Annotated in this window: 9 protein-coding genes; 5 read left to right on the forward strand and 4 right to left on the reverse strand. The window is 59.5% G+C overall.

The window, feature by feature from the left end; genetic code table 11:
* Nucleotides 1–30 precede the first annotated feature (30 nt).
* The 5 genes from ILT42_RS15110 (at nucleotide 31) to ILT42_RS15130 (ending at nucleotide 3,849) form a co-directional block, all read left to right on the forward strand.
* Entirely contained in the window at nucleotides 31–255 is a 225-nt protein-coding gene (locus ILT42_RS15110; protein WP_204216450.1) for a hypothetical protein, read from the forward strand.
* Nucleotides 256–359: 104 nt separating this feature from the next.
* Nucleotides 360–953, forward strand: coding sequence for a DUF3489 domain-containing protein (locus ILT42_RS15115; RefSeq protein ID WP_204216451.1), 594 nt, complete (start codon nucleotides 360–362; stop codon nucleotides 951–953).
* Nucleotides 954–955: 2 nt separating this feature from the next.
* On the forward strand, nucleotides 956–1,495 hold the full coding sequence (locus tag ILT42_RS15120) for a DUF2924 domain-containing protein (protein ID WP_204216452.1): 540 nt from the start codon (nucleotides 956–958) through the stop codon (nucleotides 1,493–1,495).
* Nucleotides 1,488–3,182, forward strand: a complete 1,695-nt coding sequence (locus tag ILT42_RS15125) for a recombinase family protein (protein WP_204216453.1) — start codon at nucleotides 1,488–1,490, stop codon at nucleotides 3,180–3,182. The genes ILT42_RS15120 and ILT42_RS15125 overlap by 8 nt, the downstream gene beginning before the upstream one ends.
* Nucleotides 3,183–3,300: 118 nt before the next feature.
* Nucleotides 3,301–3,849 (forward strand): recombinase family protein, encoded by a 549-nt coding sequence (locus ILT42_RS15130; protein ID WP_204216454.1) that lies wholly within the window; start codon nucleotides 3,301–3,303, stop codon nucleotides 3,847–3,849.
* A gap of 116 nt (nucleotides 3,850–3,965) precedes the next feature.
* Here ILT42_RS15130 and ILT42_RS15135 read toward each other — a convergent pair whose 3' ends face one another.
* The 4 genes from ILT42_RS15135 to ILT42_RS15150 form a co-directional block, all read right to left on the reverse strand.
* Nucleotides 3,966–10,220: a hypothetical protein gene (locus ILT42_RS15135; protein ID WP_204216455.1), complete on the reverse strand. Its 6,255-nt coding sequence runs from the start codon at nucleotides 10,218–10,220 to the stop codon at nucleotides 3,966–3,968.
* 485 nt (nucleotides 10,221–10,705) lie between these two features.
* Nucleotides 10,706–11,608, reverse strand: coding sequence for a plasmid partitioning protein RepB C-terminal domain-containing protein (locus ILT42_RS15140; protein WP_204216456.1), 903 nt, complete (start codon nucleotides 11,606–11,608; stop codon nucleotides 10,706–10,708).
* Nucleotides 11,605–12,492, reverse strand: coding sequence for a plasmid partitioning protein RepB C-terminal domain-containing protein (locus ILT42_RS15145; protein ID WP_204216457.1), 888 nt, complete (start codon nucleotides 12,490–12,492; stop codon nucleotides 11,605–11,607). Before ILT42_RS15145 ends, ILT42_RS15140 begins: the two co-directional genes overlap by 4 nt.
* Nucleotides 12,489–14,063: a recombinase family protein gene (locus ILT42_RS15150; protein WP_204216458.1), complete on the reverse strand. Its 1,575-nt coding sequence runs from the start codon at nucleotides 14,061–14,063 to the stop codon at nucleotides 12,489–12,491. The genes ILT42_RS15145 and ILT42_RS15150 overlap by 4 nt, the downstream gene beginning before the upstream one ends.
* Nucleotides 14,064–14,931: the final 868 nt, after the last annotated feature.

Below are 14,931 nucleotides of genomic sequence, written 5' to 3' on the forward strand. Positions count from 1 at the left end.
TGGTGTCCGAGACCGACGCGGAGACGACGCATGCCAGTGAGCCTGACCATAACCGAGAGTCTACGGGCGGCGAGCCGGCGCCTCGACCGAGCGGCGGCCGTGGCCCGCGGAGCACTCGCCTCTGCCGAGAGCGGGGCCGAGACCGAGGCTCTGCGCATGACCCTGGAGCTTGACCTTGACGTCCTGCTTGATGAGGCCCGGACCTTGCTCGCGGCGACGGCTCTCCTGGAGCGCCTGGCGCCAGACGCGGGATAGCAGCGCTCGACAGGTCCCGCGGATCGGAGCGGCGTAGCGTGCCCCGTGTGCGGGGCTTGCGGGCGTGGCGGCGCTGGTGCCGTCTGCGATCCAGGACACGCCTCATGGCCCGACCCTTCCCTCTCACCGATACCCATACCCTGTTGCTCTCGGCCGCCTCGCAGCGGGATGACGGCCTGCTTGACCTTAACGCTCGGCTCAGAGGCCAAGCTCTCACTCTGGTGCCGCAGAGGCTTCTGGCTGCCGGCCTCGTCGCCGAGGCGCCGGTTGGCCGCGACGAGCCGCTGTGGCGCATGGACGATGGCAGCCGGCGCATGGGCTTGCGGATCACGGAAGCTGGCCTCATGGCCATCGGGATCGAACATGACACGACTACAGAACGCTCTGGGGACGCAACACTCATTAGACCGCTGACAGAAACGGCCATCCAAGACGTGCCGCCCGGTCAGGCGCTTCGCGCTGGCTCCAAGAAGTCTCTCGTGCTCGCTCTCCTGTGCAGCGCGGAGGGTGCCTCTCTCGCTGATCTGGTCACCGCGACAGGATGGCTTCCTCATACGACCCGCGCCGCTCTCACCCGCTTTCGCCAAGCTGGCCAGGTATTGGAAAAGGTCAAAGGCCCGGATGGCAGGGCAATCTATCGGATCAGCCCCCAGCCAGAAGGCGAGACGACCCCCCGCACTCCGTCTTATGGGCTTTGACCATGGCGCGGATCCGTATGACGGAGGAGGAGCTTGCGGCTGAGATCGCGGGTCTCAAGGATCGCTCTCTAGACGAACTCAAGCGGCGATACCTTGAAGTCAGAGGTGTTGCCCTGCCAAAGTTCATGCGCCGCTCGCTCATGACGCGCGCGGTCGAACATGCTCTGCGGGAGCAGGTCTATGGCGGGCTCAAACCTGCTGCACAGAAGCACCTCGATCGACTTGTGAGGCAGATCGTGCCGGCTCATGAAAAGCCGCCACCAAAGCCGAACAGGAAAATCCGCTCAGGGACTCGCTTGATCCGGGAATGGCAGGGAACGGTCCATGAAGTGATGGTCAGCGGTGATCGGTATATCTGGAAGGGAGAGTCCTACCGTTCCTTATCCGAAATCGCCCGCCTGATCACCGGCACGCGCTGGAACGGCTGGGTGTTTTTTGGTCTCAAGAAGACGGCGCAGAAGAACGCAGAGCAACCGTCCTGTATGCCGAAGTCATCACCCAGCAAAGCGTTGGCTTCTTCCCAAGAATCTCGTCATGCGTGATCGAGCCCGTCAGGTACGATGTGCCATCTATACTCGCAAATCTAGCGAGGAAGGGCTAGAGCAAGATTTCAACTCCCTTCATGCCCAGCGCGAGGCTTGCGAGGCCTATATCATCAGCCAGAAGCATGAGGGTTGGCGGGTGATCCCCACGGCCTATGACGATGGCGGCTTCTCCGGCGGGAGCATGGCGCGGCCTAGTCTCCAGCGGCTCCTCGCTGACATTGCCTCCGGGCTTATCGATGTTGTGGTCGTCTATAAGGTCGATCGCCTGACCCGCTCGCTGACGGACTTTGCCCGCATTGTGGAGGTGTTCGACCAACAAGGCACCTCTTTTGTGTCGGTCACCCAGGCGTTCAACACCACCAGCAGCATGGGACGTCTGACCCTCAATGTGCTCTTGTCCTTCGCCCAGTTCGAGCGCGAGGTCACGGGCGAGCGTATTCGGGACAAGATCGCAGCCTCGAAGAAGAAGGGGCTGTGGATGGGTGGCTTCGTGCCCATTGGCTACGACGCGGATGGCCGCACGCTCAAAATCAATGAAGCGGAGGCCGAGACAATCCGCACCATCTACCGGCTCTACCTGCAGCTCAAATCGGTTGATGCGCTGAAATGTGAGCTCGATCGGCTCAAGATGAGGACCAAAACCAGGGTTGATCATAAGGGAGCCATGACAGGCGGCCAAGTCTTCTCGCGGGCCCATCTGTATCGAGTTCTGTCCAATCCCCTCTATATCGGGGAAATCTGCCACAAGGATCAGCGCTATCTAGGGCAGCATCCTCCCATCATCGCCCACGAGACCTGGGAGGCGGTCCAGGCCACTTTGGCTCAAAACAATCACCGCCATCGTGTGAAGGCCCACGCCAAAAGCCCCAACTTGCTAACCGGGATCCTGGTGGATGAGCAGGGTGAGAGGTTTGTGGCATCTCATTCCACCAAGCAGGGGCGGCGCTATCGATACTACATCAGCGCCAATCTTGTGAGACATCGCCGGCATAAGGCGACAGAGACGTCTGGGGACGCGACTCAAACAGGATTGCGTCTTCCTGCGGCCGAGGTCGAGGATGCCATCGTCCGTCTGATGGCAGAACTTCTCGAGGATCGCGACTGGATGCTTCAACACCTTCAAGTGCCCAGCACATCTATTGCGGGGCAGCAGGTTCTTTTGTCCCATGGTCAGAAGCTCGCCCAGGACCTCAAGGGGACTGACCACATCCTGAAACGCAGCCTCATCTTGGATCTCGTGGATGAAGTCAATCTTGGCCCTGAATTCGTGGAATTGAAGCTCAGGCGGGCCGTGCTCCGGGCTGCGGCACTGGACACTCGTAGTCAGGGGGGTGCAGGATATGACTCGTCAGAAACGTTCACGGTGAGGCGTGTGGTCTCGCTGCGCCGTCGCTCTACGAAGACGCGTTTGATCATTGAAGGCCTGGGGACGCTCGATCCGGAACCGGATCCTGTCTTGATGAAAGCTCTTGCCCAGGCTCACCGATGGTGGGGCGACCTGACCCGTCAGCGTTACGCTACGATGAGAGAGTTGGCGGTGGCGTACGACACGGATGAACGCTATGTGGCACGGATCATTCCCCTTGCATTCTTGCCCTCGGATCTAACGGAGGAAATCATAGAGGGAACGCAGTCTCCTGAATTAACCTTGCACGCATTCCTCAACGCCAGTGTTCCGAATTAGCTTGCTCTAGCGGAACAAGAAGTAACTGCATTCAAAGCCATTCCAGTAGGGTTTCTCTTACGTTTTTTGAAACGGTTCGTTCCAAACTTCTAAGACCTTAACGGAACGGTGACAGATTATGCTGGTTGGCTATGCGAGAACGAGCAGTCTAGAGCAGGAGGCTGGCCTGGAGGCGCAGCTTCGGGAATTGAGGGCTCTTGGTTGCGAGAAGATGTTCCAAGAACAGGCGAGTTCGGTCGGCCAGCGCAATACACTGGAGCAGGCTCTGGGATTCACCCGCGAAGGTGACACCTTGGTTGTGACGAAGCTCGATCGCCTCGCCCGTTCCGTCCCACACATGTGGGAGATTATCCGAAAGCTCCAAGCGAGGGGCGTTGGCATCCGCATCATCAATCTCGGCATCGACACCAACACCCCGACCGGTAAGCTCATGCTGAGCGTCCTCGACGGCGTGGCTGAGTTCGAGCGTGAGATGATGCTAGAGCGTCAGCGCGAAGGCATTGCGAAAACGAAGGCCGAAGGGAAATATCGCGGGCGCAAGCCAACCGCGCGAGTCAAGGCCGATGAGATCAAGGTTTTACATTCCCGAGGTACAAGCCTTTCGGAGATCGCCCGCCGTTTGGAAATCGGAAAGGCGTCCGTACATCGTGTCCTGAACCACAAGTAGAGTTAACTTGTTCGAATGCGGGTTGCACAAGCTTGGTTTAGGCTCGTCTATGCGGGGCCCCCGGTGGAGGCCTACAGCATCTCCCGTATCGCCTAATATTTGCACCGGGTACAAACCTAACTCCTGTGACGGCCCCGCAGATCCAATAGCGCCGGCCACAACGCAGCTGCGAAGTCGACGTTGATGTGACGCACCAAGGCGTCGAGTTTTCCGATTGCGGCGACCAATGAGTTCGGCCAAGCGTCGACGATCGCGCGCACGCCGTCGGCGAACACAGCCATTCGATCTGCCTCGCACCGGGGTAGGTTATGGGCATGAGTGAATGCTGTGTCCAGCAGGAGCGCCAGAGCGGAGACCGCGGGACCCCCATGGTCCAACTGCAATCGGGTATTCGGCCACTTCCGGGAGCAACGGGCGGCCTGCCCACGAAGTGCAGCGTGGAAAGTATCGATCTCGTCACGACGAGCGAGAACTATGGCCCGAACCGAGAGGATGCGGTGCACCCCGCCAAGCTCTGGTTCCAATGCCATTTCACCGGCGGCCCGATCCAGCGTTTCCTCGACCGTCGGTAAGAACTCAGCGTTAACTCTGCGCATGTCAACGATCGAGAGGAGTGCCGGCAGCAGGTAAGGCTGTGCTGGATCGATGCCTTGATCAATGAGACGCCGGGCGAGTTCAGTGTGCTCGCGCGCCGCAAAGGGATGGTCTGCCTGTATCCAGCCCGCCTCTACCATTGACGCCAGCGGATCGGCAGCTATCCACAAGTCGTGCGGCGCCACCGGAGGCGGCCCCACTACATCTATAAACGGGGTCCAGGCGCCTTCCGACTTTTGGCCAATCTCCATCAGAATCTGCTTGTCTTCGTCCCGGAGACGCATCGTAACGCCATGTCGGATTGCAACCGCGAGCATCGCAGTGCTCAGAAGCTCGGCGTCGAGGTCGGTCGTGACATAGACCACCCACGGGGCGGTAGCCGCTTCGGCCTGCCGATCCGTGAAATCTCGGACCGAGACGCTTTTGATCCACCGGGCGAGTCTCGATGCATCTAGGCCGGGTGCTGCCAGCGCCTGCGTCATTTGGTCGGCATAGACCCACAACAACGCGACGCGCGCATTGCCCTCTAACTCGGCCCAATCTTCCCGCCGCAAAGCCTGCAGCGCGCCGTGGCGGACGAGGGCGACGAGGAGCTCCCCCTGGTATTTTAAGGCGAGCGCCAGCTTCTGAACCGCCTCGCCAAGCGCGCCCTCGGCAGCATCTGTGGACACAAGCGCACATAAACGGACCAGCGCGAACAGCGGCGATTCGCTCGGCGGCGACCATTCTCCCCTCTGTTGGAGCGCAACACCGAACTCGCGCAACAGATCGGTGGGAAGGTCGGTCGGCACACCGGCTATTCGCCGCACCGTTTCCTCAAGGTCGAGCTCCCGGCGTAGTTTAGACGCCGCATTCGCGATGTCAGCCGCCGACAGGCTCTCGAGATCGTCAAGCCGCAGGAAAGCCGCGAGGGCCTTGGGCGATGGCAACTCGATATCTCGAACCGACAACGTGCGGCGTTTCGAGAACCTTTGTCCCAGTTCCACTACGGTGTGATGGAAATCGCCAGCGATGAGATCGTCGAATGCCAAGAAGCGATTCTCGGCATCCGGAATGGCCGCAACGGCATCAAGGTCTTCGCCCCGAACGACACCGCGTGGATCGAGTAGGAGTTGAAAACTACGCAGCGCTCTCGCCCGTGTGTCCTCCGTTGGAAGGAGAAGCGTCCGGGTGATGAGGTTTAGGGCGGTGCGACGCCCACCGGCGACGATGATAGCGCGAGCAGGTTCCTGACCGGCGGCAGCGACCTCGACCTGTGCCTTTTGTCCATCACCCAGGTCGAGCGGAACCGTCGCGGGCTGGCCGGTGCGTGCCGTCTCTTCCAGCCCCAGCCCATAGGCTTGTGCCATCCCCTGAAGCGGCGTCTCGGCGCCTTCACTCGGGACCAGCATCATTGTTGTGCGGCGTTGAAGCCGCTCCGTGAGATCGTGCCGCGCTTCGATCCGTTCGCTCCATTCCCTCGGCAATAAGTCGAGGAATTCCCCGGCGACTTTAGCTAGCGTCGCGGCAAGAGCACGCTCCATATCTGGGTTGTTGAGATCGGAAGTCCGCTCTAGCAGGCGGTCCAGCATGGAGGCAAGGATGTCAGTCACGGCATCGCCGAGCTTCGGGTCGGCCTTAGCCTTCGGTCTCAGCACGTTGCTCACGAACCAATCGACGAAGTCCCGCCATTCTTCCGTTCCGAATTCGTCCGAGTTGAGACTACTCAGAAGCGGAATATCAAGTGTGTGGGCTATCGTGAGGGCGACGTGATAGCCGCTCGCGTCCGAGTTGCCCCAGACTGGCAAGGTTGGCGCCTGCTCCAGACGGAGGCAGGTCCAAGCCCAGTTGGCCCGCGCCTGCTTTTCCTCCAGCGTTGCCGTGCGATTGATCCAAATGCGCGACAGCAGATCCCGCGCGCACGAGATCAGGTCGAGAAAGCGCCGGACTTCCCCGGCGATTGGCCCGTTCTCGGCGGGTTGGGCCGCGGCGTCGACGTAACCGAGGCGCCCCACTTCCTGAGCGAACCAAGCACGGAGATCCGCCAAGTCCGGGGTCTCGATCAAGCCACCGTTGTCAACCGCCGCCGCCTCGATCTTAAGTACGACTGTGTCGAGTGCGAGGGGCATGAAGGCGTAGCCCACCTCGCGAAGCTTTTGGAGAAGGCGCTCGCCGCGCTCCTCGCTAATGACACTGCGCTCGCGCAGGTGCTTGATGACATCGAGAAGATGCAAGGCACCGTCGAGGCGGTTATGCGAGAGTGCCCTGTCCTCGATCCAAAATAATCCCCTGGCCAGACGTTGTGCCTCGAGGGTCTCGACAACGCATCGCAAGTGAGGCGGCAGCCGAAGCGTTTTCTCGTCATCCGCCTCCGGTGTCCTGGGCATTGTTCGCCATGAGTTGCAGGCGAGCCTATCCGCTGTCTTAGCGAGCAAGGACGAGACTTGCTCTCGAAGTGCGCACTCATGAACGGCCTCGTCCAGCTGACGGTCAAAGCGTTCGGCGTCGGCCTGCGCAAGAAATACGGGTACAGCACGGGCGATGGGCTCTAGGATGCCTTTTCGAGCAAGGTTGCCGAGCGCATACGGGGAGAGAGCGGCAGAGGTGCCGCCGCTCGCCGCCGAGGCACTTTGACCATCCAGCATCCTGATGGCGCGTTCGACTTGGTCACGGCCGAGGTGGCCCCCACGATAGGCTTCGTCTAATAGCCAGCGCACTACCCCGGCATCGAGCGAGCCGGGCTCGTCCGTTCTCTCGATAGGAAGGGCTTCGGGGGGCACGGAATTCACGATCTGCACGGCGCTGGCGCCCGGCGTAAGCACATCATGGCACGCGCGAGCGAGCTCGCTATCGATGCTTCGAAAGGTTGCCGCGAGCTCCAGTAGCGCGTCCGCGACGGAGCCGGGCACCTGCAGTGCGAAGGCGTCCTCCAGTGCATCGAGGATGTCGAGCCGTGTCGCGATTAGCAGGGCGGACAGGTCCATCATAAGCGGAGGCCGCCCTTCGGGGATATCCGGGGCGGGGCCACGGCTTGTCCCCGAAAGCAGTAGCATCGGGAAGAGATCGCCAATTTGGTTTTTGCGATGAGCCGCTTCCGCCAGGAATAGCAGTCCGTAGGACTTCAGGTCCGAGCGCATAGCAAGCGCAGCAGGCGCTTGCCCGCGCAGCCATTCCGCGAAAGCCTCACGGTATTCGCGAGAACGCTCGTCGATGAAAGCGAGCGCGGCTTCGACGCTGTCGAGCTTTATGAATACCTCATCTACCCCACTATCGCTCGTTGCGATGAACCGGAGCATTCGATCCTGCAGCTCGGAAACGCCAAGCTCGGCAGCGATAGACAGGACCCCAGCCGCAATTTCCGCGGAAATGGGCTGCTGCGAGAGATGGAGCAGGACACGTCGCGCAGTAGCCGGTGCATGGGCGCGAAGCGCATAAGCGACGCTCAGTGCCTCTTCGGAATTGAGGCGGCCCGCCTTAAGAGCGGTCTCCGCCTCGGCCCGGAACTCGTCAAGCTTGCCGATCCTGAGATAGGCATGCATGAGCCGGTGGCTGATGTGTGGGTCCCGGCCCTCACTGCGCAGAGCCAGGAGATCTGCAATCACAGGCTGATGCGCCCCGAGGATCTCGTTGGCCTTGATGCGCAAATAGACTAATCGCGTTGGCAGCCGTCCCTCGTCGAATGCCGTAGCGCAATCCTTCAAAATCATGAGGCAATCTTCCGGCCTGCCGCTTCGCAAGGCAGCGACTGCCGCGAGCTCGACTGCTCGTTCGGTGCCGATAACGACGAGCCTCCGACGCAGGTGGTCGAGATCGGCCCATGCTGAGCGCCACGCCAGGAATTCGGCGCCCGAAATGACTTGCTCGACCGGCGCCTCGGGTGCGGAGAGCAGCGCGAGCAGGGGCTCGTTCGTGCCCTCGCGCATGGACAGGTGAACAGCCGAGGAATACCCGTCACCTCCCATGGCCGAGGGGTCGCCGAACTGCGCCTGCCAGCTCTGTAGAAACTCCTCCGCGTGCGGGTAGAGATGTGCGTAGCGTTTCACGACCTCTAGGCCGCGCGCGGGATGCGATTGCCCTGCGCTTAGAAGTGCTAGCACCACCAAGTGCGTTGGAGTTCCTCGGCGCTGTCGCACGGCATCACCGAGTACCTTCTTGATTCTGCCAGCTTTTCTCAGGACGCCAAAGTTTGCCGCCCACGCGACAGCCAGCGGCTCCGGATCCGGCCGGCGCAGGAGGACCTGGGCGAATGTTGCCGCCTCCTCGCGGTGGTCTGGATGCAGTAGGAGGGCTGCAAGCTTCCAGATCTCAACCTGGGATTTCAATGGCTGCTCAACTGACGTTAGCAAATGTTCGAAATTAGATAAGGCCTTGTCAAGCAGTCCGCGTGCGGTAGCCGTGGGCTTTACAAGGGCGCTGTTGATCGGCTGTGGCATATCCCCGAACTGCGGTTCCACACCGTCGGCAAGTGCGGCGAACAAGCGAATGCTGCCGAGGGTGAGAAGCGGAATTGCCTCGTCGGGCGCACGCTCAACGGCAGACATGGCGTCGCGTATCGCCTTCTCTGGGTCGTTACTGAGGAAGCGGGCGATGGCACGTAGCCGAAGGACCTCTGCGGTTGCCTCCCCGGCGGGAACTGAGGTGAGGGCAGTCAATGCTTCGGGCGCGCGCCCTGACTCGACGAGCAGGCCCGCCTTGAGCTCGCGCTCGCGAACCGTTCGCGGCTCGGGAAGCAGAGCGAGGGCTTCGTTGACGCCACTTTCTGCGCGCACGAGAAGGGCTCGCGCGCTTGCGTCCGGAGCGGCGGCAATTGCGTCGGCCTCGGTGAGCAGGGCGCGCGCGCGCTCGACCTGGTGGGCCTGCAGATGCAGCATGGAGTTGGCGCGTAGCGCCTTTGCGCGGAGGTTCGGATCTAGCGCGTGCCACTGGGCGTGATCTTGCTGCACTTCAGACAGCCAAGCACTGAAGTCCTGGGAGCGGCCTCTGCGGAGGTCCTTAAGCGCCTCCTCCAGGCGGGCATCCATGGCCGTTTGGAGTTGGATCCTGACGGCGGCAACAGCCTCATCTATGGCACGTTGGAGAATGCTGGCGGCACCTATCAGGTCCGGTGCCGGCGCAAGCGGCGCCGCAGCTTCGACGGTCGGCGAGGATGTAGTGACGGCGGCAGAGATGGCTTCGACCCAATACCGCCCGAAATAACGATCAACGAGCCTCACATCCTTGGCGAGCAGTTCCGAAATGAACTTCTTGTTCCACAAGTGAAATTGGATGCCTCTCGTGGCAAGGACCTTCACCAGCGCTTTGGCGCTGGCGTTCATGTCGTCGTCATTACATTCGTGCGTCACCGCGAGAACAAAATCCTTTACCCCCTTGTCCTTCCAGTGATCGTCGATGTGGTCGAGAAAGTCTTGGATCCAGGGCCTAAAGTCCCATGCTTTGACCACATCATAACACTTTGCCGAGATCACGACGGCTGTATCGCCCTGGTCGTCGAAGCCTTCGACGTCGACACCAAACTGCTCGACACCACTGACGCGCTTTAACGAGTTCCTGACAAGGCGTGGGAAGGCGATCCCGATGATGTCGTCGCAAAGCTCCTCGAACTTGCGGCTACCAACGTCGATGAGCGGAAGAACACGTTCGCGGTGGAGAGATGGTGGGGTGATCCGGCTTTTCGGTGGGGTTTCATGCCTAGGCGGCTGGTAACCGGGCGGAGCTTCCGACGAGGCGGAAGGTCTCGGGTTGCGCTTTGTCTTATTTTTTGCTGCCCTCGGCTTAGCGGAGCCTTTCGAAGGGCGCACCTTCTTAGTCGGCGCGTTTCCTGAGGGAATCTCGTTTTGGGGAGCGCTAGATCCGTCCCCTACCTTTGAATTCTTTCGTGGTGGCATTCGTGACGCGACCAAGTTCCCTTGGCGCGAATCCGTAAAGAGCGCCGATAATAGAACGCACTTCCCCAGAGAGATGCGGGTTCCATCTTAGCAATACCAGTCGACACTTCTCCACGCCAGGCTAAATTTGACCGAGCCGCGATCATCCTCTCAGGATGTGTATTGCTGTTCGTCTGGTATACATGGTGGGTACACAGACGGTTTGCCATACTCCATATCATATTGGTTTGCCTGGGGAAATTAGTTGTTGGTTCTTCTCCCTCAGCTCCACCAGACACACTCCATCACAATGTAATAAAGTTTAAATTGGCTCAAGTTCGTATCAGGAAGCAGTTTTCACGATCTTGGCGTTCGGTCGAGCACGAAGGCGTCAGCATCCTTTCTCAAATAATGCCAACTCAAGCCAATGATCCCTGGTACTGATCCAACGATGAGGCCGCTATGATCGCACGGAACTCGTTAGCTATCTCGCCATGGTGTTTCAGTAGGTAAACCCCTATGGCCGAATTGCCAATTAACTTGCTCAGGTATCCCGAGGCGATGACGAGATGAAGCATATCGTCCCCATAGGAAGCTTCGATCTGCTTGAAGTCCTGTTGGAGTGACATCATCTCTCGTTCCATTCGGGCCATCTGCTCCGGAGTCAGCCCTCTGACCCTCTTCGGGGTCTCGGGTTTAGCAAGATCTTCTTGTCGGGTTGCGGCAAGAAGTGCCCTGGCATAGTTGACGCCCCAATTCGCAGCTATGCACATTAACTCGGTGACTTCGATCTGGCGCATTGGCTTCATCTTACGCAGCACGTCGAAGGTAGTAGGATTGACAGCTTTGTCCTTGAGAAGTTCAATCACTTCAGGACAGATTCTATCCAGAATAGAACGTCGACGCTTGATCGCCATGATGTCAACATTAAGGGCTTTGGCGAGCCGTTCCTCCGGAACGCCGCTTTCGAGCGCTCGCTTGAGCATGAAGTGCTCCTGGATCGTCGATAGACGGTTGACCCGCTTATTGTAGGTGAAGGCCTCGTCATCATCCGCGATAAGGCATCGAACGTCAGCATCTCCTCTCTCCATGAGGATCGTTAGCCGAACATGCCCGTCGAGTAGGAGATAGCGTCCGCGGTCGTTGCCTAACCGTGTCACGACTAAGGGCTCGATGATCCCGACCTCCGCGACCGATGCAGCGATCCGCCGGTACTTGGCAGATTCCCTGACCCTGGCGGGAATCTGACGTTGCGGCAGAATCAATCCCGCTGGTAGCATCCGGATCGTCCGTTCGAAAGCCGTGTGGACTTCCTGCCTCATGTGCCCACCTCCACCCCAAGACGTTCGGCTAGCGGCTTTGGCATCGAGTCCAAGCCCTCTGCCCTGAGAAGCGTTACAAAATGGTCGTCGGCTAGGAGTCTTTGGAGCGCGTTGACAACAAACAGGAGCCGGCTCTGCGCCAGGGTCGCCTTCCTGACGAGAAGCTTCTGCCTCTCTGTTTCCTTCTGGTAGGCACGGACGAGCGAGGTCGCGGTGGGTTTCCTATTCGGTGAGGGGCGGGCGTTGGGAGGTCGCTGAAGGCCCTTGCCTGCCAGGCTGCGCCGCTCAAGGATCTGCCGGATTGCCATGATCTGGTTGCCGCGGAGGGAATTCTGCTCGTAGGCTTCGGTGAGTGCCTTCTGCACCTCGCCGTCCTTGGCGCGGGCGATTTCGAGTGCGATCGTTGGTGGGATGATACCCTTCTCGACACCGGCCAGCACTCGCTCCTCGCCGTGGTCGAACAGGTAGCAAATCGCGTAGACGTATTCCTGGCTTAGATCCGTCTTGAGCGCAATTTCTGTTGTTGAGTATCCCCGATCCCGCAGCATGGCAATCTCCTGGACAAGCTCAAGCGACGAATGCTGACGTCGGGCTAAGTTCTCAATGAGGCTCATGACGAAGCCTTCATCCGGAGTTACATCCACGACGACCGCGGGGATCTCGGTCTGCCCGAGGGCGACGAAGGCCTCGATCCGTCCCTGACCGCAAACAAGATCGAAACCGCTACCGTCCGCACGTCTTCTGACCGTGATTGGCTTTTTGAGACCTAGACTGCCGATGCTCGCCACGAGTTCGTTGAACACCTTTTTGTTGCGGGCACGCGGATTGACGACGGCGATCAGTGCGATCGGAATCGACTGGACATCGAACATTCTGTCGGTCATGCAGCTCTCCTGACCTTAGTTCGCGCAGTCAATTCAAAGAACGGCGCCAGCGTGTCAAAACGATATGCGTCCAAATGGAAGCCATTCTCCTCTGCCATCCTGATGCGGTCGAGGGGGAAGTCGAGCCGTGGTAGCAGGTAATAGTCAAGAATGGCTTGGTTGCCCGGTGCCATGCGGACGACGATCGTAATGTCGGGACGCAGGCCAGCGTCGAACCTGACTTTCCATCGCAACGAGGTTGCGCTGCTCTCGATGCAGCGTACGATCACGAGCGAGGTGCGGAACTCGTCGTTGATAGTCAGGAGGTCCGTTTCCGCATTCTGGGCCACTGTCCCTCCAGCTTGCCTAATAGCCGCGACCGTGTCGGCGACGATCTCCGGGTGTAGTTCCCTCAGGTAGCGATTGATCTCGATGTAGCGGTAGTCACGCCCCGGAGAGAACCCGACCAGTTGATAGGCGCGCAGCAGGCTCCCGAACCTCGCACGGTAGGCGGTGCTCGCCGGCATGTCCTCTTGCTCGTCGATCACGATTGCCGACAGCCATCCTGTACGTTCATACAGCTTGCCCAGCCGATCTAGCATCTCGGCGTCGGAGAACCGGCGGCTGCGTTCGACGATGATGGCGTGAGCCATCTCGAAGGTTTCAGGATCGACGATGGCTTGAAACGCTGCGTCGGCTCGGACGAACTCCTCGGGTGGGTTGCGGACATACCTTTGCTTGAGCTTAAACGAGACCCGGTTGAAGACATTGTTGCCAATGTACTTCTCATTCGTAAGCACCTGATGCACGGTCAGTCGATTCCATGGCCGTCCTAGATCGGTCGTCAAACCTTCCTCGTTCAAGACTGCGGCAATCTCCTTTTCGCTGCATCGCCGGGTTGTAAACAGGCGGTACATCCGCCTGACGGTCCGGATCTCCTCTGGCGGTCCCGGCACTAGGATCACACGGTCCGTTTGGAGACTTTTGTGCTGGCCGAGATGCAACTCCCCTTTGGACTCACCGTGCTCGTCTACGAGACAGCGCCGTAGGCCGTAACCGGCCATGCCGCCCTGCCGGAATCCGCGACGTATCAGGTTGCATTGCCCTGCGAAGACCTTCGCCGAAAGCTCCCGGCTGTACTCGCCCGCCATGGCTCGCTTCATGCTCTTGATGATGGTGGCAGTGAGGCTACCGTCGTTCTCGAACTGCTCTGCGCAATACCGGACCCCGATCCCCGCACGCTTGCAGAGATGCTCGAGGTAGGCGCTTTCGTCAGCGTCCTGGAAGCGGCCCCACCGGCTGACGTCATAGACAAGGATCACGCTAAAGTCGGTCTGGCTCCCCTCGACATCGTCAATGAGGCGCTTAAGTGCCTCACGACCGTCGAGCCGAAGGCCACTCCGACCCTCGTCCGCATAGGTTCGGACGACGACCATTCCATGCCTGGCCGCATAGTTCCTGATTGCCTCCTCCTGGTTCTCGGTCGAGTACCTCTGGTGCTCTGTGGACTTGCGGACGTACTGCGCGGCGCGAACTAGCGCCGTCCCACCGGGCTCGATGCCGTCCGATGTTCGCGGATCTTCCTGTGTCACCGTTCACCCACCCCAAAGGAGTCATGGACCTGCGATGCGAACAGCGAGAGTCCTTTTCGCTCACTCTTGCTTAAGGGAAGGTCAGCCGCATGTCGCTTCCAAATAGACACCGAATTCTTCGGCCCAAATCTGGAAAGAAGATTCCATCCAGTTCTGGTGGGAGGCTAGGAGCAGGAGGCTTCGCTCTTGCGATTTCGGCTGCCCTGCACCGGGAGTTTGGGGATAGCCGAAGTGCGATCAAAACGATCGTACGGGCGACTTCTGCGAACGAGCGAGCGGTCAAGAACTGGTACGAAGGTCGGAACGGACCAAGTGCCGAGTCGCTCGTCATATTGTGCCGGTATTCTGATCATGTCCTGGAGACGGTCCTAAAACTCTCAGGTCGCGACAACCTCTTAAAAGCGAAGAGAATTTCTGATACTAAGGCGGTCCTACTTAAGATCCTGGCTTTGCTCGATGAGGTATAGCCGCTGTTAGCCTGCAATGATCGTTGCTGTCGTTCTATTATCTTCCATGAGCGGGAAAGAGGCTCAAAACTCGGCCTAGTCTAGGGCAATATTCCTCTGGGCAGAAAACACGCTTATCGGTCGAACCGATAGTTTGAACGGAGAGTATTCCGGCACAACCGGACTAGGTTGGTCGGAGGCGGAGATAGAGGGCCAAGCTTGAGTCGAGAAGGCCCTCATTAACCTCGGAAGAACTCTCATTAGAGACTGGCTATCGGAAATTTCGCAAATGAAGTCCGACACTTAGCAGACTAAGTTTCCGCTCGAAAAGGCTATCGTTTCAGAGACTTAGATAGTGGCGGAGAGGGGGAGAATATCCGCTCGGTCACCCAAACGCTTGTTTTACAAGAACTTTCTTGCGC

The sequence above is a fragment of the Microvirga pudoricolor genome, from assembly GCF_016892705.1.
Lineage (GTDB): Bacteria > Pseudomonadota > Alphaproteobacteria > Rhizobiales > Beijerinckiaceae > Microvirga > Microvirga pudoricolor.

What these genes read in the sequence shown, in the direction of transcription:
- ILT42_RS15110 (WP_204216450.1), top strand. Translation starts at nt 31, where the DNA reads ATGCCAGTGAGCCTGACCATAACCGAGAGTCTACGGGCGGCGAGCCGG.
- ILT42_RS15145 (WP_204216457.1), bottom strand. Translation starts at nt 12,492, where the DNA reads ATGACCGACAGAATGTTCGATGTCCAGTCGATTCCGATCGCACTGATC.
- ILT42_RS15115 (WP_204216451.1), top strand. Translation starts at nt 360, where the DNA reads ATGGCCCGACCCTTCCCTCTCACCGATACCCATACCCTGTTGCTCTCG.
- ILT42_RS15120 (WP_204216452.1), top strand. Translation starts at nt 956, where the DNA reads ATGGCGCGGATCCGTATGACGGAGGAGGAGCTTGCGGCTGAGATCGCG.
- ILT42_RS15125 (WP_204216453.1), top strand. Translation starts at nt 1,488, where the DNA reads ATGCGTGATCGAGCCCGTCAGGTACGATGTGCCATCTATACTCGCAAA.
- ILT42_RS15140 (WP_204216456.1), bottom strand. Translation starts at nt 11,608, where the DNA reads ATGAGGCAGGAAGTCCACACGGCTTTCGAACGGACGATCCGGATGCTA.
- ILT42_RS15130 (WP_204216454.1), top strand. Translation starts at nt 3,301, where the DNA reads ATGCTGGTTGGCTATGCGAGAACGAGCAGTCTAGAGCAGGAGGCTGGC.